Here is a 19,081-nt window from a genome sequence, read left to right on the forward strand (position 1 = left end):
TGGCGCGGATCGCGGCAGCATGCACCGCCCATCGCATTGGGAGTGACGCGCGGCGAAGATGGAGGCGACCTTCGTATGCGGAGTTGCCGACATGGTGTCGTTGCGGCGCCCGTTCGTCGCAGGGTGCACCCGAGGCAGGGGCGAACGCGCATCGACGTTCATCTCGAAAGGCGTGCGGTCGGGTGGGGGAACGCGGGACCGGAGGCTGGTCGATCCTGGGGTCTCCGCCCGCGATAACCAAATACGAGGGATGGATTGCGAGATAGGCGCCGCGTCGAACCGTTCTCGACCGTCTGCGACGAAGACCCCGAGCGCTTCGATTCGCGCAACGCGAAAGGTGCGCTGGCATCTAAGCACCGCATGCGGACCGGGCCGAGGATCATGTTCGCGGCGATACCCCTGGCGGGTGCCGTGGCACTGGTGTGCTGCGGGCAAGATTCCTCGGCGCCGAGCGTTGCGGACGCCGCGCCCCAGCCTCGACCGCCGGCGGAGCTCGACGCGGCGCCCATCGATGCTGCGCCCGTCGACGCGGCGCCCATCGGCGACGCATCGCTCGATGCCGCGAACGCTTCCGACGCCGGTCACGATGCCGCGGATGCGGCCGATGCCGCGCAGACTCCTCCTATCTCCAGCAGCTGCGCCGGAGCACACCCGGGTGCGGCCCACGACTGCGGTCCCAATGGCGATGATGATTGTTGCGGCAGCCCGGCGCTCCCGGGCGGCACGTTCAAACGCTCGTACGATAACGTATCGCTGACGGATCCGAGCTTTCCCGCGACGGTGAGCCCATTCGATTTGGACACGTACGAGATCACCGTGGGCCGCTACCGGGCCTTCGTGGAAGCGGGGAAGGGGACCCGGGCAAACCCTCCGGCGGCGGGCGCGGGCGCGCATCCCAAGATCCCGGGCAGCGGATGGAATCCCGACTGGAATGCCAACTTGCCCCAGGACACCGCGTCGCTGCGCACATTGGTCGCGTGCAATTCGATCTACCAAACGTGGACGGACGCGCCGGGGGCCAACGAAGCGCGCGCGATGAACTGCCTCAATTGGTACGACGTCTTCGCTTTTTGTGCTTGGGACGGTAAACGCTTACCGACCGAAGCCGAATGGAACTACGCGGCCGCCGGCGGCGACGAGCAGCGCGTCTATCCATGGTCCTCGCCGGCCACCTCCACGAGCGTCGAGCGCGTCAACGCGAGCTACAATGAAGGCGCGCCGAACGAATGCATGGGCGACGGTATCGCAGGCTGCTCGGTCACCGACATTCTTCCCGTCGGCACGAAGCGCGAGGGGCGTGGACGCTGGGGCCACTCCGATCTCGGAGGCAATATTTGGGAGTGGGCGCTCGACGTCTACGCCGATCCCTATCCGAGCGCCTCCTGCGCCGACTGCGCGAACCTGACGGCGTCCGGCTCTCAGCGTGTCATCCGCGGCGGCGGCTACTTCTCGGGGCCGACCTATATGCGCGCCGGCTACCGCGAAGGGTACCTCGCGACCGCCCGTGATGGCGGCTTCGGCGGCCGCTGCGCGCGAACGCCATAGCACCGCCGTCCTCCCCGCCGCGGACGCGCCAACGAAATGGCGGTCGCCTTTGCCTGCGCCGTCGGGAAGATTCGGCATGATGGCGGCGTAACAACTCAGCGACTCCGGCCTACCGCCGCCACATCGACCACGGTTCGACCGACCCAAAACGCCAAGGAGAATGACCATGTCCGCAAAGCAAAAGATCGTGACGTTCTTGTGGTTCGATTCCAACGCCGAGGAGGCGGTGAACCATTACACGTCCATCTTCAAGGACTCGGCGATCGTCGATGTAACCCGGTATCCCGACACGGGGCCTGGGCCGAACGGCAAGGTCATGACCGTGACATTCGAGCTGGAGGGCCAGCGGTTCATCGCGCTGAACGGCGGTCCGCAGTACGAGTTCACCGAGGCTGTTTCGTTGTTCGTGAATTGTGAAACGCAGGCAGAAGTCGACACTTTGTGGAGCAAGCTCTCGGCGGGCGGCGAGCCAGGCCCCTGTGGCTGGCTCAAAGACAAATACGGCTTATCCTGGCAGATCGTCCCGTCGCGCCTCATGGAAATGGTGCAGAACAAAAAAGACCCCGCCAAAGCGAAACGCGCGTTCGAGGCCATGCTCCAAATGAAGAAACTGGATCTGGCCGCCCTGCAGCGCGCGTACGACGAAGGCTGAAGCCTCTTCGACGCACGCCTCGCCGATCGCATCCGCCGCACGGTGGGGTCAGCTCCGGGTACTTTTCGAACCGGCCCTCCGCGAGCCGCATTCGGCGCCGTCAGTAGAGCCCGACGGTGCCGCGCATTTGTTCGAAGATGACGCGGGTGAGATAGCCCGTTCCTCCTTTGAAGACGAGGGGCATGCGCTCGAGCGCCATGACGTCGGCGAGCGGATCGCCGTCGATGAGGACGAGGTCGGCGCGCTTGCCGGCTTCGATGGAGCCGATTTCGCGGTCGCGCCCCATGAAGCGCGCGCCGTTCAAGGTCGAGATGCGGATGGCTTGCTCGAAGGGAAAGCCTGCCTCCACCAGGAGCTCGATTTGCCGTTTGGACGCATATCCGGGGACGACGCCCCCGTAGCCGGTGGGATCGGTGCCGGCCATGAGCACCCCGCCCGCGTCGACGAACATGCGCTCCAGGCGCATCGCGTTCGCGAGCGTCCTGGGCCAAAACGAGTCCGTCTGCTTTTGAATGGACGCCCACGTGGTCTCGTATTGCGTACGCACCTCGGGGATCAACAAGGCGCGCGCGCCCTCCGGCGCCTCCGGACGGCCGGGGGTGAAGGTCTCGAAGACGGTGAGGGTCGAGGTGAGGGCCACGTGGTGCTTCGCGATGAAGGCGACGAGATCCTTTACAGGTAAAGATTCGACGTCGAGATCGGCCAGGGTCCTCCAGGTCACGTTTTGATCGGGGCAAACGTCGGGCTGCTTGCCAGGCACGAAATCGGTGGCCACCGCGAAGGCGTGCTCGAGGTTGTCGATCCCCATCTCCACCGCCTCGCGGTGGGTGATCGAGCACAGATGCGCGGTGATCTTGATCCGCCGCAGGTGCGCGGCGGCGATGCTGGCCCGCAGGGTCGCCCGCGAGAGGTGCATGTACCCCTTGAACGACGTCACCCCTTCATCCGCCCAGTAATTCACGGTGCGAATGGCGTCTTTGGGGCCCGACAGCGGGTGCACCTTCAGGATGGGCAACCCGGGGCCGTTGAGGTAGGGGCCCGTGACGTCCAAATCCGGGCCCAGGATATTTCCTTTTTCAATCTCCGTGCGCAAATTTAAATCCGCGTAAGGAGACATCGAGCCCGCGGTGCGCATGGTGGTGGTGCCGCCGGCGAGGTAGAGCCTCGGAAATGTCGAGAGCATCTCGGTGTAATTGCGCTTTCCGGTGGGATAGAACATATGCTCGTGCATCATCACGAAGCCAGGCAAGACCGTCTTGCCCGCGCCGTCGATGACGGTGGCGCCTGCGGGGATGGGCGTCTCGGCGGCCGGGCCCACGCGGACGATGCGCCCTTGGTGGACCACCACCGTCCTATCGGTTTTTGCGCGCGCGCCCGTGCCGTCCACCACCTGGACATGCGTCAACGCGAGGGTCGGTTGATCGTAGGCGATGGCCGCGCGATCGCCGGGATCGGTCACCTTGGCGCCTGCGCCGACGCCTTCCGTCGACGGCTCCGTGCTGCGCGCCCCTGGGCTCTCGCCCTCGAGCGCGCTCTCCGCGTCGCCGAAATCGGCGTCGCCGCGTGAGCCAAAGCAGCCGCCCATGACGGCGACGAAAGCGACTGCCACGTACGATCGAGCGCTCATGCCGTTCAAGGTGGCGGCCGTCACCTGCTTTTATTGGAACTTTACGATTTATTTGCGCCTGGGGTGCCCTCCGGCCCAGCGTTCGAACGCACGGCTCGGGCGCGAGAACGCTTGCGGCGCCCCCGTCGAGAGCCCGGCAGATGGTGTGTCTGCCGGGTTCGCGTGAATCAACTCACTTTCCCAAACCGCTCAAGAAGCGATTCGTATAGGCCAGCGACGGGTTCGACGTGGAGCTGCAAGACGACGATGTCGCGCCGCCCGGGCAAGGCTTGTCGCGATCGAGCGACCAGAAGTGGAGGCCGACCAGACCTTGCTGCTTTGCAAACGTGGTCATGGTGTCGATATCGGCCAGCGAGGTCACCTCGTTGACGACGTCGTTCTGCCCGATCATCGGCGTCAGCTCGATTTGGCTGGCGGGAATGCCATAGGTGAACTGAAGGTTTTTAACCGCCTGGATGGCCGACTGCCCCATGTTGCACAGCCCGCCGGCGACCACGCACACCCCAGGCGACGGGCTGCCGTAGTCCATCACCATCAAATTGATGGTAAATTTGGTCAGCCCCTGCCGCTTGATCGACTTCATGACCATGTCGCCCAGCGAATTGAGGCCGCCGTGGCTGCTGTCGGTCGCGGCCAAGGTCGCGAGGGTGAACGAGAATCGCAGGTTCGGAAACTGCGACTGGGCTATTTTGGTCTGCGCGACCAGGTTGTCGACATCGGCCGGCGACTGGCCTCCCTCGATATCGTAGTCGACGCCCACCATATGCGATGACATGTACTGATTGATGAAGCTGGTCATACCCGACTGCGACGCGCAGGAGAACACGCCGGCCGCACCGCCGGTGGAGACGATGTAGCTTACGCCGTTGGTGACGAGGCCTGGGACGTTGGCGCTGGCAAACTGTGTCCTCGTGACGCCGGCCCAGTTTTCATTTCCGCATTGGCCGGTGGCAAAGGCCAAGGTGACCGCGCGCAGGCCGGATTTCCCGGGTATCAGGCCGCTGCTGCCCACCAGCGGAATGACCGAGCCGGTGACGGCGGTCCGCATGGCGTAGGTGTTGAAATCCATATTGATGGTAATGTCTTTGTACGGGCTAAACAGCAGCCCTCCCGGAGGGGGAGGAGGGGGCGGAGGCGGTGGCTGTCCCGCGTCGGGGTTTCCCGTCCCGCCGCAATCGACGGGGCTCCACAAGGCGGGCACCGCCGTCGGAGTCCAATCGGCTTGGCTGGTGTGGGCCTGAACGCATTGATAGCCACTGCCATTGAAGCGGACGATCTGTCCCGCGGTATAACGAACACCCGCGGCCCAATCGGTGGCCTGAGTGCAATCGGCGATTAAGGTTCCCTGATTTTCACCGATTGTCGAGCCAACCGTGTGTTCACAGCCGAAGGCGAGGGATGCGACGACGGTCGTACCGAGTAGAGCCGAAAACAGACGCAACATTGCGCGCTCCTTTGTGGGCAGTCGGGAGATATCCGGGGACGAGCCTCCGGATGGACCGCGCCGGCGAAGAGCAACGGGAGTACCAAAGCAATCGTAGGTCCGATTCGCGCGAATTCTACGATTCGTCACGTCCTACCCAGGCGTCCGCACCCTGATCGTCACGATCACGAAGACTGATCGATGCGATCGGGATCGTGCCTCCCAGGGATGGGGTGGATCCGGGCCGAGGATCCGATGGTGCGGCGGATGAGGAGTCGCCGCGCGTCGAAGGTGTACCGCTTGGTGAATGCCAGCTCGAGCAAGCACCATCTACCCGGCGAACCTGCGGCCGAGCGGCGCTTTCGGCGCATCGCTCGGCGATGGCCTTCAAATGACGTCGAACGCTCTTCGGATATAGGGGCCGCGGAGCAATGAAATGCGATCGGGACTCCACCTCGCGTCCGTTTCATCGGTGGTGTTGATGGCGAGGACGCCCTCGCGACGCACGAAATAGACGATTTCGCCGTCGAAGAGGAGCGCGGCGTCGCCCGCCTGGCGTTCGAGTAGCCGCAGGGTCGCGTCGAGAATGGCGAGTATCTGTTGCGACATGGAAGAGCGCTTGTGGAGCCGGAATCGAAGACCGCACGTTGCCTCGAAGCCGAGCGCCTCCCTCCGGATTTCATTGCCCAACGCGCCGATATGCGCCTCGCACGCGTCGACCCCCGCGCGCGAATCGAGGCCCGAGCCCGAGCCCGAGCCCGAATTGGAGTCCAAGTCCGAATCGAGGCCCGAGCCCGAGCCCGCATGGGACGCGAGCACCTCGCGGGCGCCGGCGAGAAGCTCGGACGAGCTCACGGGGGCATTCATGTAAAACGTGAGCTCGATCGCCATGATGGATCATACTCGGTGTGGCATACGGCGAGCGCGATGGCCAGCGGTGGCCGACATTTCCATCGCGCTCCTCGCCGATCCTTCCGTCTCACTCCGCGCGAGCAGGACGGCGTGGGCGCGATTCACCGGCGATTACGGATTGGTCAGCGGTGTCGTGCCGCTGCACACGAGCTGGATCCCGGATCCGAACGTGCAGCAGCCGGACTGCGCTTTTCCGAACGACCCCACTTTGTCCTCGAACAACGTGGCTTCGATCTTCGCCACGGCGACGATGGGCGTCTTCGCCTTGAGCTTCCCCGTCACGTACAAACCCGGTTCGAGGCTCAACTCGACGCCCTCCCCGGTATTGCCTTGGTTGTTGCTGGTCGGTGCCGTCGTGCAATTGTTCGCCGTGATCGTGATCTTTGGCCCCATGGCGAGCGAGATCCCAACGGAACCCAGCGCCCAGAGCGTCGCGTCGACCTTGATGCCGCAGCTCACGCTGATGCCGCTCGGGGCGAATTTGTCGGCGGAGAGCGAAAATTCTGGTTTTAGGCCCATCTCCGCGATCGGTTTTGCATTGGTTCCGTCGAAGTCGAAGCCTGCTTTCAGCTTGCCCGTGAGCGTCCCCGTCGCCTTGACATTGAACTTTCCCGCTCCTTTGAAATAGTCACAATAAAGTTGAGGCTTCACCTCCAGCACGAGGCCGGTTTCGCCGATTGGAATATCGGGCCAGTCGATGAGGTCGATGCTCTGGGTCGGCGTTTCGGACATGGTCCCGGAGACGGCGATCGACGCGCTCGCGATGGCCTCTGCCTCGAAGAGCGCGTGCCCTTTGACGCCCGTGGGGATGATCCACTCTTTTTGGACCTCGAAGTCCGCCTCGAAGTGGGGGTTGATTTGAAAGTCACCATCGGTGTCGACCTTGATGTCTTTGAACTCGAGCTTCCCCACGGTGGGGTTCTTCGGGCCGGTCTTGCCGCCGCTCGTCCCGAGCAACCGCATATTTTGGGCTTGGGTCGCGGGCGCCCTCGGTGCGTCGGGAAAGATGGGCAGGCCGGCCTTGTCATCCATGTGAACGCGTCCTTGGATCAGGTCGTAGAGTTGCGCGGGCTCCGTGGTGATGACGATGTCGTCGCCCATTTCGACGGACACCACCTTTCGCAGGAAGCCTCGACGGTTCTTCGATTTGGCGAGATTGGCGCGCGCGCGTGTATCGTAATTGCCAGCGATGGTATTTCCGGGGGAGAGCTCCTTGGCCCAATCCTCGTTTTCCTTGGTCCTCGCGAGGACGATCGCGTTCTCCTCGACGTCGGCGACGTCCGATACCGCGCGCGGCGCGAGCCTCGCGTTTTCGTTCAAGGTCCAACCCTGCTGCGGCTCCTCTGCCGAGGAGCAGCCACCGGTGAGGGAGAAGCCAGCGATCAACGCAGCCATCGCGGACCCGCGGAGATAATGCGATAGATAAGACCTGGGCATGAACTTGCTCCTGGGCAAAGTTGCTTTGCGAATGGCATTTTACGACTGCCATATCGTGGGCTGGACGATCGACATGCCGGCGCGCCGGGACCGCGAATGGCGGTCGACGCGGTCGACGGTCGACAGTCGATGTTCGACGGTCGATGTTCGATGTTCGATGTTTGCCGGAGCAAAGGATGTACCACGGCCTGGAGGCGCCTGTTTTTGAGCCTCTTCGACGACACACGCGGACATGGCAGGAATCGACCCTTCCTCCGACGGAAGAGCGCTTGCCGCGCACCCTGCGGCCGGGCAATCGCGGGAACCTTGCGCGAGCCGATTCCGTGGCGGAATCCGTACCGAGAGGGAGCTCCTGAACGCGATCGAACTCTGCCTTTAGCCGTTTCGGCCGAGCTTCGCCGAAGCCGTCTTGAACGCCGCGCCTCTGTCCGAAGCGCATCGCGCGTTCGAGCAACGCCGTCTGCTACGAAGACGCGCATTCGAGCAACGCCGTCTGCTGCGAAGACGCGCGTTCGACCTGGTCGCGAGCGACCGGCGAGTGCCCTGCCTGGAGCGGACTTCGGAGCGTCACGTCCAGCTCCTCTCCCGAACAGTCCGCAACCTTCGTCGAAGAGACCTCGCACCTGTGAGCGATGAGCATGACGAGGTGCGTTTCGAAGCGAGGAAGTCCGAATCCCGAGCAACGAGCAAACGAGAATGAAAGAGGGCACTGCCGCCAACAAGGAGTAAGCTCCGTAGCCATGTCCAGCAAGGATGATCAGCCCAAATCCGAGGCGGCCCTTTCGAGCGAGCTCGCGACACGTGAGCGGGACCCGCAGGCGAGCTTCGCGCTTTTGGGCGAGACCCCCGAGGAGGTCGGGCCGCTCACCATCTCGGTCGACCGCCGCTCCAAAAAGGCCGCGGGCTTACCGGCGATCGTGCAGACCATGAAGTTCGGCGTGCGCGAAATGGGCGTCGTGCGCACCTTGCGGACCTTCCTCGAGATCAACAAGGAGGATGGCTTCGACTGTCAGAGCTGCGCGTGGCCCAGCCCCGACGACAAGCGCAAGATCGCGGAGTTCTGCGAGAACGGCGCCAAGGCGATGGCGGACGAGCTCACCCGTAAAAAGGTCGAGCCCTCGTTCTTCGCCGAGCACTCGATCGCCGAGCTGCTCGAGCAGTCGGACTACTGGCTCAACGCGCAGGGACGGCTCACGCAGCCCATGATCAAGCGCGAGGGCGGGACGCACTTCGAGCCCATCACGTGGGGCGACGCCTTCGAGCGCATCGGCGAGAAGCTGCGGGCGCTCTCGGACCCCAACGAGGCCATCTTTTATACCTCCGGCAAGACCGTCAACGAAGCGGCGTTCCTCTTTCAGCTGCTGGCGCGGCAGTTTGGAACCAACAACCTCCCGGACTGCTCCAACATGTGCCACGAGGCCAGCGGAGCCGCGCTCAACGACACGATCGGGCTCGGCAAGGGCACGATCAAGCTCGAAGACTTCGACCACAGCGACACGATCCTCATCCTCGGGAACAACCCCGGCACCAACCATCCGCGCATGCTCACGTCCCTCGAGGCCGCGAAGCATCGGGGGGCCACGATCGTCTCGATCAATCCGATGCCCGAGACCGGGTTGATGCGCGTGGTGAACCCGAACCCCCAAGATTATTCGAACCCGCTCGAGCTCCCCTTCGCGCTGCTCGGGGATGGCACCCAGCTCACCGATCTCTATGTGCCCGTAAGGGTGAACGGCGATGCCGCGCTGCTCCAGGGCGTGATGAAGCTCCTGGTCGAGCGCGACCGCAGAGCCCCCGGCACGGTGATCGATCGCGCCTTCATCGCCGAGCACACGAGCGGCTGGGATGCGTTTGCCGCGGGGCTCGATGCCGCGACCTGGGAGGAGATCACCGAGAGCAGCGGCGTGGATCGCGCCATGATCGAGGCCCTCGCGGATATCGTCGGCCGCGCCAAGCGCATGATCGTCCTCTGGTGCCTCGGGCTCACGCAGCACCCGAACGGCGTCGACAACGTGCGGCAAGTGGTGAATTTGCTCCTGCTCGGCGGTCACATCGGACGGCCGGGCGCTGGGCCATGCTGCGTGCGCGGCCACAGCAATGTGCAGGGCGATCGCACGATGGGCATCTGGGAACACCCCAAGGAGCCGTTCCTCGCCGCCCTCGATGCGGAGATGGGCATTCGCTCGCCGCGCGCGCCAGGATACAACGTGGTCGAGACGCTCCACGCGCTCCACGACGGCCGCGCCAAGGTCTTCTTCGCGATCAGCGGCAACCTCTTCTCCGCGGCCCCCGACACGCACTACACCGCCGAGGCGTTCAAGCGCTGCCCGGTCGTCGTTCACGTCTCGACCAAGCTCCACCGCGGGCACTTGCTCGGCGGCAAGGAGTCGATCCTCCTGCCGTGCCTCGGCCGCGCCGAACGCGAGATGCATGGGGGTCAGGTGCAGCTCTCGAGCGTGGAAGACTCGATGGGCATCGTCAACCCGACGCGGGGCCGCGAGGCGCCCATCTCGAGCCACCTCCTGAGCGACACGGAGATCATCGTGCGCATCGCGCAGGCGACCTTCGGCAAAGCAGGCCCCGTCGACTGGGCACGGCTCCTCGATCACGACCGCGTACGCGATCACATCGAGCGCGTGATCCCGGGCTTCGAGGACTTCAACGCGCGCCTGCGCAAAGGTTACTTCTATTTGCCCAACGCGCCGCGCGACCGCGTGTTTCGCACCTCCACCGGCAAGGCGAAGTTCTCCACGTGCGGCATCCCCAAGCACGATCTCGCGCCGGGTGAGCTCTTGATGACCACCGTGCGGAGCCACGACCAATTCAACACGGTGGTCTACGGGCTCAACGATCGGTACCGCGGCGTGTGGGGTGGGCGACGCGTCATCTTCGTGAACCCCCTCGATTTGCGCGAGCTGGGCCTCACCGATGGTCAATGGGTCGACATCACGAGCCACTTCGAGGGCGAGACGCGCACGGCGGTCCGCTTCCGCGCCATCGCGTACCCGATCGCGCGGAGGAGCGCCGCGAGCTACTACCCCGAGGCCAACGTGCTCGTCGCGGTGAGGGCGGTCGCCCGAGAATGCAACCAGCCCGCCCAGAAGTGCGTGCGCATCACGTTGCGCGCGTCCGAACAGCGTGAGCTCGGTGACGCGCCTGCCGCGCGGATGCTCGGGCCATGAGCCTCACGTGATCCGCTCCGGGCTCGTGTAGACGGTCATGGTCTCGTCGCGGACGAAGCCGGCGAGCGTGATGTTCGCGCGCTTCGCGAGGTCGATCGCGAGCGACGACGGGGCCGAGACCGCGGCGACGATGGGAACGCCGGCGGAGAACGCCTTCTGCACGATCTCGAAGCTGGACCGGCCGCTGACGACGAGGACCATGCCCGCACCGGGCAACGCATCGGCGAGGAGGCGCGAGCCTACGACCTTGTCGACCGCGTTGTGCCGGCCAATGTCTTCGTAGGTGGCGATCTCGCGCCCGTCGAAATCCACGAGCGACACGGCGTGGCAACCGCCCGTCCGGCCGAAGATGGGCTGGCGATCGCGGAGGCTCCGGACGGCGCCCGTGAGGACGCTCCGCGCGATGCCAGGATTCGTATGCGCGAGCGGAGCCACCCGCGCCACGAGATCGTCGATCGAGCGGCGGCCGCAGACCCCGCACGCGCTCGTCATCAACGTCCCGCGGCGCGTAAGCAGCCCCGTCTCGGGATCGATCGGCGGCTTCATGCCGGGAACCAAGGTCACGTCGATCGTGTTCTCCCGCGCCTCGTCGCCCACGCGCCCGCAGTGGACCACACCGAGGACATCCTTGGTCGATCCGATCACGCCTTCGGCGAACAGGAAGCCGAGGACGAGCTCCCGATCGTGCCCCGGCGTTCGCATGGTGACGGCGAGCCTCTCGCCGGCGATGCGGATCTCGAGCGGCTCCTCGACGGCGACGTCATCGTGTGCGCTCTCGGGGGGCGCCCGTCCCACGATCCGCCGCGCCTCGATCGAGCGTATACCCAAGTTCATCATTTGGCGGTGCACGGTCACCTCGAAGAGGTAGCACGGCTCGCGCCGAGGTCGCGGGCGATTCGCTGCACGCGTCGAGCCGGACCGGCGCGGCCGAAGGGCATTTTTGTTCGGCTTCGCCCCATGGTTGACAACTAAATCATTAGTACTAAAATCTTAGTCGTATCCAGCGACACACCTCCATGAAAGGAAACGGATCCCATGGTCGACCCGAATTCGTCTCGTCATATGCCTCGTCTCGCCGCGCGCGCTTCGCACGCACCTCCCCGCGACCGTCGGCGGGGGCTCGTGTTTTCGGGCATCGCGGGCGCTTCGGCGCGATCGGGGCAGGGGGCCATGGCGCACGATGCCGGGTGCGGGAACCGAGCGCGATGATCACCTCGAATCGCCGGCTCGCCCTCTTGTCCGCATTCGTGCTCACGGGGTGCGCCGCGCCCCAAACCTCGCCGCGCGCGCCCGAAGCGCGAGCCGAGCCGAGCCACGCCGAAACGGTCCCGTCGCCGACCGGTGACATTCACGACTTCGATTTCGAAGTCGGCAATTGGACGCTCGCCAATCGGCGATTGAAGGCCCGGGGGGTGGGGAGCCAGGATTGGGAGGAGTTCCTGTCGTACAGCCGCGGTACGCAATACCTCGGTGGAATGGTCAGCGTCGACGAGATGACCTTGCCCTCGAAGGGCTTCTCCGGATTGACGGTGCGCGTCTTCAACCCCACAACGCGCCAATGGTCGATCTATTGGGTCAACAGCAAAGTAGGCCGGCTCGATCCGCCGCAGGTGGGTGGCTTCAACGGCAACCGTGGTGAGTTCTACGGCGAGGACGAGGACAACGGCCGCCACGTGAAGGTGCGCTACATCTGGATCAAGTCCGGTCCGGACACCGCGCATTGGGAGCAAGCCTTCTCGTACGACGGCGGCCGCACCTGGGAGACGAATTGGATGAACGAGCTCACGCGCACCTCGCGCTGACCGACGGCGCCCGCAGCGTTGACCGACGGCGCCCGCATGACGCCGACGCGTTTGGCCGCATCGATGACGCCGCACGCGCCGTTGCATCGTGGGGCCGTGCGATTAGCTGCATCGTTCTAGCGAAGCTCCGTTTCAAAAACATAATCTGGCTCCGATGAACTCGGTGGTCCTCCGGCGAGACGGTATTCGCGCCTGGTCGAGGATCATCGAGCTCGCATGACTTGGCTTTCGACGAGCCGGCTCGTCTTACTCTGCCAATCATCGAAGCTCGCAGCCATACCCTCTATTTCATCCATTGCCCCAAAGAGGTTGATTCATGAAACGGTTCTCTTTTTCGCTTGCCGTAGCAGCGCTGGCGCTCCTTTCGACGGCCGCCATTACGGCCCACGCCGAGTCGGCAGACGATGACTCCGATCCGGGAATTTCGCAGGACTTCGCGGCCGAGTGGGAGGCCAAGGAGTGCCTCTCGGGGAGTCGCCCCGCCTGCTATGCGGCTGCGACCGGCCGGCGTGAGGTCTACTTCACGAACCCCGGCACCACCAGCATCCGCGTTTATGCCGTAGGTCGAAAGAACGGGGCCGAAACGGAGCGCAAGGGGCCGGTCGTCGCGCCGCCTGGGCAGCAGATTCACGTCGGGACGCTGACCTGGGTCAGCGAGCAATACTACGTCGTCTCGGCCAACTGATGGCCGCGCCGCGCCGTCGGCGCACCGAAGACCCTCGGTGCGCCCGCGGCGCGGATCCCTTCGATCCTCGGCGCGCTGAATAAAGACGCGCTCACCGGGCGGGGAGGGCCCTTGGGGTCATCGCGGCCGATCCGCGGCATACGCTTCGGCGAATGGGGCTGCCAACGACGCGACCAGGCTCGGGCGGCCGCGACCGCCGATCGTCCCGTGTTCATCATCCGGTAGGCCGCGGGCGCCCATGTCAACGTGCTGGAGCCGCTCACCGTTTTTTGTGAGACAGTATCGAACACGCTCGTTGGCGCGACATTGGTCATCGACCCCCTGCAGGGAGCTCCCATGCGATATGCACTCCTCGTCTACGAAACCGAAGCTGGCGTAAAGGGCCGCGGTGATCCCGATTACCAAGCCGCGTACAAGGCTTACATCGACGCTATCTACGGTTCAGGGGTCGCGATCGCGGGATCCGGGCTTCAAGACGCCGCGACGACCACGACGACCTTCCGGCTCGTCCATGGCGAGCGCCAGATTCAGGATGGCCCCTTCGCCGATACGAAGGAGCAGCTGGCTGGCTTCTTCTTGATCGATGTCCCCGATCTCGACAAGGCCCTCGAGTGGGCCGCCCGCTGTCCATCCACGTCCAGAGGGGGGATCGTCGAAATTCGTCTCGCGCTCGAGCAGCCGACGTGACGATGCACCCCGCCGAGCTGGCCGCGCGCGCGTCGTATGGGCGGCTCCTGTCGATCCTGGCGGTCAAGACGCACGATCTCGCGGGGGCGGAGGACGCGCTCGCCGACGCGTTCCTCGCGGCCTTGACCCGGTGGCCGGTCGACGGTGTTCCGCGCAACCCCGACGCGTGGCTCCTCACGGCCGCGCGGCGAAGGCTCGTCGACGCGGCCCGCCGGCGACGCACGCGGGACGAGAAGCACGTTCTCCTTCAGGTGAACGCCGACGGCGACGCCGCTGCCGATGACGGAGACTTCTTCGGGGACGAGCGTTTGCGCTTGCTCTTCGTATGCGCGCATCCGTCGATCGACGCGGCCGCACGGACGCCGCTCATGCTGCAGACGGTGCTGGGGCTGGATGCCGCTCGAATCGCGACCGCGCTGCGCGTGGCACCGAAGACGATGGGGCAGCGGCTCTGGCGGGCGAAGACCAAGATCCGCGAGCTGCGCATTTCGTTCGACGTGGCCGCGGAGGACCTGCCCGAGCGCTCCTTCGCGGTGCTCGAGGCGATCTATGCGGCGTTCGGCAGCGGTTGGGAGGATGTGGCCGGCCAGGCCGCGGCATCGCGCGGGCTCACCGAGGAAGCCATCTGGCTTGCACGCCTCACGGTGCGCCTGCTGCCGGAGGAACCCGAGGCCCGCGGCCTCTTGGCGTTGATGCTGTTTGCGGAGGCGCGCGCGAAAGCACGGCGGGGGGAAGATGGCGCGTACATACCGCTCACCGAGCAAGATCCATCGCGCTGGGATCCGCGTTGCATCGCCGAAGCCGAGGCCATCCTCAAGGAGGCCGCGCGCATGGGGTGCGTCGGGTCGCTGCAGCTCGAGGCTGCGGTTCAATCCGCGCACGTCGATGCGCGGCGCTCGGGATCCCGCGATGATCATGGGTTGTCGCTCCTGTACGAGGCGCTCGTCCAAATGGCGCCGACCCTCGGGGTGCGCGTGGCGCACGCGATCGCCCTGTCGAACACGGAGGGCCCGGCGCGCGGGCTGGAGCGGCTCGATGCGATCGGATCGGCGCACGACTATCAGCCCTACTGGTCCGCGCGCGCGCACCTGCTCGAGCGGCTCGGCCGGCTCGATGAGGCCCGCGAGGCCTACAACCGCGCGGCCGGTCTCGCCGAAGAGGACGGCATCCGCCGTTGGCTGCTGGCCAAAAAGCGAGCGCTGGGGGGCACGGCGGGCGCATCGGGCGCAAACCGCGACGGCGTGTAGAAATCGGTCGTCCTGGGGCGACATGGGGTGTGGGACGCCGATCGCGTCCGCACACAACCCATCGAAGGTACCCGGAGGCGAATGATGAAGCTTTACATGATTCCGTTGTCCCCAAACGTCCGGCGCGTCCAGCTCACGGCGGCCGTGCTCGGCCTCGAGCTCGAGGAAGAGCAGCTCGATTTCACCAAGGGTGAGCACAAGACCCCGGAGTACCTGGCGCTAAACCCGAACGGCGCCGTCCCAACGCTGGTGGATGGTGATCGGGTGCTCACGGAGTCGCGGGCCATCATGCACTACTTCGCCTCCAAGAAGCCCGAGTCGGGTCTGATCCCGCGCGACGAAGCGGCGCGCGCCGATGTGACGCGATGGATGTTCTGGGACGCCTCGCACTTCTGGCCGCCGCTCGTCACGCTGGTGGTCGAGAAGATCGTCAAGGCCATCCTGGGCATGGGCGAGCCGGATCCGCGCAAGATCGAGGAGGCCATCACGGGCTTCCGCCGCTTCGGCGCTGTGCTCGACCAGCGGCTTCAGGGCAAACCCTATGTCGTGGGCAGCTCCCTGACCCTCGCCGATCTCACGCTCGCCTGTTCCCTCATGCACGCCAAGCAAACGGGCGCGCCGCTCGGCGAGTTCCCAAACATCGCGTCCTGGTTCGCGCGCATCTGCGACTTGGACGCCTGGAAGAAGACGAACCGGCAGTAGACTGGTTCGCGCGCATCTGCGGCTTGGACGCCTGGAAGAAGACAAACCCGCAGTAGAAACTGGTTCGCGTGCATCTGCGGCTGGGCGTCTGGAAGAAGACGAACCGGCAGTAGACTGGTTCGCGCGCATCTGCGGCTTGGACGTCTGGAAGAAGACGAACCCGCCGTAAATCGGTCGCTCGCCGAGAGCACACTGTGTCCGCGATGCTGGGCGGTCGTGCTCCCATTGCGAGCATGACCGCGAGCTTCGAGCGCGCTTCGTCGCGATGGGGCGTGGCGATGGTCAGGGCCCCATCGCGAACGTGCTCGTCCGGAGCCGGCGTTTCAAGCCCGAAACGCGGCGGCGTGACGGCGCGCCCAGGTCGCGAAATCGATCGGCGCGCGGCCCGTCACGCGGCGGATGTCGTCGGTGGTCATGGTGGCGCCGCCTGCCCGGACGTTCCGGTACGCCTCGAGGATGCCCTCCGCATTCCATGGCTCGTGTCCGGCGCCGTGCAGATCCTGCCGGAGCGCATCCTCCGAAAGGTCGACATAGCGGACCGGATGCCCGGCGGCCTCCGCGAGCACGCGGGCGATGTCTTCTCCGCGGTGTGCGGCCTCCGCCGTGAGCGTGTAGATCGCCTCGCGATGCGGCTCCGGCGCGCGCGCGACGGCGAGCAGAACGGCCGCGACGTCGTCGACGGCGACCTGCGTGATGCGCGCGCCGGCGAGCGGCGCGGGATAGTCGCCGGCGGTGACCGATGTCGCGAGCGCAAGGTTATTCTCCATGAAGAACGTCGGGCGCACGAATGTCCATGCCAGGCTGCTGGCGCGCAGCCGCTCCTCGCCCGTACGGTGCTGCGCCGCGAAGCGCGTCATGGCCTCGTCGGCGCGGTACCCCGAGAGCTTCACGACGTGCGTCACCCCCGCCTCCCGGGCCGCGTCGATCACGGCGACGTCGCGCGTGTCTTGATCGCGCAGCGGCGGCGAGACCAGGACCAGGGTGCGAGCTCCGTCGAGGGCGCGCGCGTACGTCGCGGGATCCGTGAAGTCGAAGGGGATCTCCCCGCGGCGGGCGAGGGGACGGATGGGGAGCCGGAGCCCCTGGGCCTGGGTTAAAAGTGCGGTGCCGACCTTACCGGTCGGCGCGGTGAGCGCGATGGTCATACCCGGAGGCTACCCCGCCAAGAAATTCACGAAAGTTGATGTATGGCAGGTCTATCCTTCACGCCATGAAGGTCTACGACCTCAATCACGCGCGCGCGCTTCATCATCTCCTCGAGGAGGCGCACGTGGCGCGCGCCGCTCGGAGGCTCGGGATCACGCCGGCCGCGGCGAGCAATGCGCTCCATCGGCTGCGCGTCGACTTCGAGGATCCGCTCCTCGTCCGCTCCGGCCGCGCCCTCGTGCGCACCCCGCGCGCCGAGAAGCTGCGGGCGCCGGCGCGCGAGATGATGGCGGCCGCGGAGCGCCTCTTCATGCAGGGACGGCCGTTCGATCCGGCGACCGCCGCCTGGGACTTCCTCCTCACGACCTCGGACCGGGTCGCCGAGCTGCTGCTCCCGACCCTCGATCGCTTTCTCCGCGAGCGCGCGCCGAGGGCGCGGCTCTCGGTGCGGACCACGATGGTGGACATCGGCTCGTTCCTCCGCGATCGCGGGGGCGTCGCGGTCGTGGACGGCCGGTCGCTCCTGCGCGATGGCGGGGGCGTCGCGGCCGTCCCCGAGCTCCGCAAGGATCCGGATCTGCGGTCGGAGCCCCTCTTCGACGAAGACCTCGTCTGCGTCTTACGGAGACGTCATCCGTTTGCCGGACGTCTCAGCCTCGCGCGCTTCGCCGCGCTCGAGCACGTCCTCGTCGCGCCGCTCGGGAGCACCCCGCGCGGCGTGATCGATACCCTGCTCGAAAAGCGCGGCCTCTCCCGCAAGGTGACGCGCGTGGTGATGGCGTTCTCGCTCGTGCTACCGCTCGTCGCGAAGTCGGATCGCGTCGCGGTGCTCCCGCGCACGCTCGCCGAGGCGCATGCGCGGAGCTTCGGCCTCGAGCTCCATCCCGTGCCGCTCCCCATCCCACGGGCGGAGATGATGCTCGCCTGGCACCTCGCAAACGAACAGGACCCAAAGCACGTCTGGGCCCGCGATCTCCTTCGCCATGCCGTGCGCGAGCTCGGCCTCTCCGCGACATGCCCGCCGCCGGCGCGGACGTCGCGCGGGCGCTGACCACGCCCGCGAGCTTCGACGTGTGACGCGTCGAGGTCGCGGTTATGGCGTCGCGAGCGCCGTTCGCCGCTCGAGCTCCGCAGGCGACGGGTTGTCCGCCCCGAGGGAGCCGGGCTTGACGGCGCCGTCGCGCTCGTATGTCGCGATGACCACACCGCGGGGCGAGGACGTCGACGCCGTAAGCTTCAAGCCCGCGGGGATCGTGCCGTCGCCGAACAGCCGCTTCCCGCTTCCCAACAACAAGGGGCAGATCCGCAGCTGGAACCGATCGATCAGGTCCGCCTTCAGCAGCTGCTGCGTCAGCTCGCTGCTGCCTTGGATCACCATCGGCGGGCCGTCCTGCTTCTTCAGCTCGCGCAGCTTTGCCACGACGTCCTGCCCGAGCCACTGCGTGTTCTTCCAGCTCAATCCCTCCGGGCGGTGGGTCGCCACGTACTTGGTGCACGCGTTGAATGCCTTCGCCGTGTGCACATGGGCCGCGTCGTAGCCCGGCTGCCCCGGCTCCATGGGGAAGTACGGCCAGTACGCCGCGAAGATGTCGTACGTAAACCGCCCCAACAGCAGATCGAACGGCTTGGTGAAATCCTCGCCCATCACCGCCCCCACGACCTCGTCGAAATAGGGCCACACCCACCCACCGAACTCGAATCCCCCCGTCGGGTCCTCTTCCGGAGCGCCCAGCGCCTGCATCACTCCGTCCAGACTCATGAACACCACCGCGTTGATTTTTCGCACGTGTTTCTCCTGGTTGGGCGCCCGCTTCGGCGCGTTCACCGGCACGTCGAACGAGCGACGCCTCGATCGACATCGCCAACCTGGGTTCGCGGCCCGCCGGGCGGAGATCCGGCGGGGAAGGGGAGCCGGCGAAAAAAATGTTTGACGAAGCAAGGCGGCAGGCCTAGAAAGCGCGGCTCCGAGTTCGGAGACGGATTCGGAACGCTCCCGAGCCCGCGTCGCCGTTAACGACGAAGAGCTCAATCCGC

Annotated in this window: 17 protein-coding genes; 10 read left to right on the forward strand and 7 right to left on the reverse strand. The window is 65.9% G+C overall.

The annotated features are described in order from the left end of the window. Positions 1 to 255: 255 nt before the first annotated feature. Positions 256 to 1,545, forward strand: coding sequence for a formylglycine-generating enzyme family protein (locus LZC94_14145; protein WXB18377.1), 1,290 nt, complete (start codon positions 256 to 258; stop codon positions 1,543 to 1,545). Between the two features lie 166 nt (positions 1,546 to 1,711). After that, on the forward strand, positions 1,712 to 2,197 hold the full coding sequence (locus LZC94_14150; protein WXB18378.1) for a VOC family protein: 486 nt from the start codon (positions 1,712 to 1,714) through the stop codon (positions 2,195 to 2,197). Positions 2,198 to 2,297: 100 nt separating this feature from the next. On the opposite strand, the gene LZC94_14155 is transcribed toward LZC94_14150, so the two are convergent. Then, entirely contained in the window at positions 2,298 to 3,806 is a 1,509-nt protein-coding gene (locus LZC94_14155) for an amidohydrolase family protein (protein WXB18379.1), read from the reverse strand. Between the two features lie 16 nt (positions 3,807 to 3,822). Here LZC94_14155 and LZC94_14160 point away from each other — a divergent pair, with 16 nt between their 5' ends. Further along, entirely contained in the window at positions 3,823 to 3,990 is a 168-nt protein-coding gene (locus tag LZC94_14160; GenBank protein ID WXB18380.1) for a hypothetical protein, read from the forward strand. Between the two features lie 6 nt (positions 3,991 to 3,996). On the opposite strand, the gene LZC94_14165 is transcribed toward LZC94_14160, so the two are convergent. The 3 genes from LZC94_14165 to LZC94_14175 form a co-directional block, all read right to left on the reverse strand. After that, a complete protein-coding gene (locus LZC94_14165) occupies positions 3,997 to 5,268 on the reverse strand; it encodes a glycosyl hydrolase (protein WXB18381.1) in 1,272 nt (423 codons plus the stop codon). Positions 5,269 to 5,634: 366 nt separating this feature from the next. After that, the gene (locus LZC94_14170) at positions 5,635 to 6,138 is read right to left on the reverse strand and encodes a hypothetical protein (GenBank protein WXB18382.1); all 504 of its coding nucleotides are present in this window, start codon (positions 6,136 to 6,138) and stop codon (positions 5,635 to 5,637) included. Positions 6,139 to 6,270: 132 nt separating this feature from the next. Continuing rightward, positions 6,271 to 7,554, reverse strand: a complete 1,284-nt coding sequence (locus tag LZC94_14175; GenBank protein WXB18383.1) for a hypothetical protein — start codon at positions 7,552 to 7,554, stop codon at positions 6,271 to 6,273. Between the two features lie 782 nt (positions 7,555 to 8,336). Here LZC94_14175 and LZC94_14180 point away from each other — a divergent pair. Beyond that, positions 8,337 to 10,778, forward strand: a complete 2,442-nt coding sequence (locus tag LZC94_14180) for an FdhF/YdeP family oxidoreductase (GenBank protein WXB18384.1) — start codon at positions 8,337 to 8,339, stop codon at positions 10,776 to 10,778. A gap of 3 nt (positions 10,779 to 10,781) precedes the next feature. Here LZC94_14180 and fdhD read toward each other — a convergent pair whose 3' ends face one another. Continuing rightward, a complete protein-coding gene (gene fdhD / locus LZC94_14185) occupies positions 10,782 to 11,633 on the reverse strand; it encodes a formate dehydrogenase accessory sulfurtransferase FdhD (protein ID WXB18385.1) in 852 nt (283 codons plus the stop codon). A gap of 350 nt (positions 11,634 to 11,983) precedes the next feature. On the opposite strand from fdhD, the gene LZC94_14190 reads away from it, so the two are divergent. The 5 genes from LZC94_14190 to LZC94_14210 all read left to right on the forward strand — a co-directional run bounded on the left by LZC94_14190 (position 11,984) and on the right by LZC94_14210 (position 15,901). Continuing rightward, a complete protein-coding gene (locus LZC94_14190; protein WXB18386.1) occupies positions 11,984 to 12,580 on the forward strand; it encodes a hypothetical protein in 597 nt (198 codons plus the stop codon). Between the two features lie 316 nt (positions 12,581 to 12,896). Further along, the gene (locus LZC94_14195) at positions 12,897 to 13,265 is read left to right on the forward strand and encodes a hypothetical protein (protein WXB18387.1); all 369 of its coding nucleotides are present in this window, start codon (positions 12,897 to 12,899) and stop codon (positions 13,263 to 13,265) included. Between the two features lie 336 nt (positions 13,266 to 13,601). Then, entirely contained in the window at positions 13,602 to 13,952 is a 351-nt protein-coding gene (locus tag LZC94_14200; GenBank protein ID WXB18388.1) for a YciI family protein, read from the forward strand. A gap of 2 nt (positions 13,953 to 13,954) precedes the next feature. Then, complete coding sequence (locus LZC94_14205) at positions 13,955 to 15,199, forward strand: RNA polymerase subunit sigma-24 (protein ID WXB20188.1); 1,245 nt, start codon at positions 13,955 to 13,957, stop codon at positions 15,197 to 15,199. 96 nt (positions 15,200 to 15,295) lie between these two features. After that, complete coding sequence (locus LZC94_14210; protein ID WXB18389.1) at positions 15,296 to 15,901, forward strand: glutathione S-transferase family protein; 606 nt, start codon at positions 15,296 to 15,298, stop codon at positions 15,899 to 15,901. 323 nt (positions 15,902 to 16,224) lie between these two features. Here LZC94_14210 and LZC94_14215 read toward each other — a convergent pair whose 3' ends face one another. Beyond that, positions 16,225 to 17,046 carry an NAD(P)H-binding protein gene (locus tag LZC94_14215; protein WXB18390.1) on the reverse strand — a complete coding sequence of 274 codons (822 nt, stop codon included), beginning with the start codon at positions 17,044 to 17,046 and terminating at the stop codon, positions 16,225 to 16,227. Positions 17,047 to 17,111: 65 nt separating this feature from the next. Here LZC94_14215 and LZC94_14220 point away from each other — a divergent pair, with 65 nt between their 5' ends. Continuing rightward, complete coding sequence (locus LZC94_14220; GenBank protein WXB18391.1) at positions 17,112 to 18,098, forward strand: LysR substrate-binding domain-containing protein; 987 nt, start codon at positions 17,112 to 17,114, stop codon at positions 18,096 to 18,098. A gap of 42 nt (positions 18,099 to 18,140) precedes the next feature. Here the strand turns inward: LZC94_14220 and LZC94_14225 are convergent, their stop codons facing one another. Continuing rightward, entirely contained in the window at positions 18,141 to 18,833 is a 693-nt protein-coding gene (locus LZC94_14225) for a dihydrofolate reductase family protein (GenBank protein WXB18392.1), read from the reverse strand. Positions 18,834 to 19,081 lie beyond the last annotated feature (248 nt).

This window comes from Sorangiineae bacterium MSr11954 (genome assembly GCA_037157815.1).
Classification (GTDB): Bacteria; Myxococcota_A; Polyangia; order Polyangiales; family Polyangiaceae; genus Pendulispora; species Pendulispora albinea.

Excerpts from the sequence above, each read along its gene's own strand:
- LZC94_14175 (WXB18383.1), bottom strand. The coding sequence starts at position 7,554 with ATGGCTGCGTTGATCGCTGGCTTCTCCCTCACCGGTGGCTGCTCCTCG.
- LZC94_14195 (WXB18387.1), top strand. The coding sequence starts at position 12,897 with ATGAAACGGTTCTCTTTTTCGCTTGCCGTAGCAGCGCTGGCGCTCCTT.
- LZC94_14190 (WXB18386.1), top strand. The coding sequence starts at position 11,984 with ATGATCACCTCGAATCGCCGGCTCGCCCTCTTGTCCGCATTCGTGCTC.
- LZC94_14210 (WXB18389.1), top strand. The coding sequence starts at position 15,296 with ATGATTCCGTTGTCCCCAAACGTCCGGCGCGTCCAGCTCACGGCGGCC.
- LZC94_14160 (WXB18380.1), top strand. The coding sequence starts at position 3,823 with ATGCCGTTCAAGGTGGCGGCCGTCACCTGCTTTTATTGGAACTTTACG.
- LZC94_14180 (WXB18384.1), top strand. The coding sequence starts at position 8,337 with ATGTCCAGCAAGGATGATCAGCCCAAATCCGAGGCGGCCCTTTCGAGC.
- LZC94_14205 (WXB20188.1), top strand. The coding sequence starts at position 13,955 with ATGCACCCCGCCGAGCTGGCCGCGCGCGCGTCGTATGGGCGGCTCCTG.
- LZC94_14200 (WXB18388.1), top strand. The coding sequence starts at position 13,602 with ATGCGATATGCACTCCTCGTCTACGAAACCGAAGCTGGCGTAAAGGGC.
- LZC94_14215 (WXB18390.1), bottom strand. The coding sequence starts at position 17,046 with ATGACCATCGCGCTCACCGCGCCGACCGGTAAGGTCGGCACCGCACTT.
- LZC94_14165 (WXB18381.1), bottom strand. The coding sequence starts at position 5,268 with ATGTTGCGTCTGTTTTCGGCTCTACTCGGTACGACCGTCGTCGCATCC.
- LZC94_14170 (WXB18382.1), bottom strand. The coding sequence starts at position 6,138 with ATGGCGATCGAGCTCACGTTTTACATGAATGCCCCCGTGAGCTCGTCC.
- LZC94_14150 (WXB18378.1), top strand. The coding sequence starts at position 1,712 with ATGTCCGCAAAGCAAAAGATCGTGACGTTCTTGTGGTTCGATTCCAAC.
- LZC94_14220 (WXB18391.1), top strand. The coding sequence starts at position 17,112 with ATGAAGGTCTACGACCTCAATCACGCGCGCGCGCTTCATCATCTCCTC.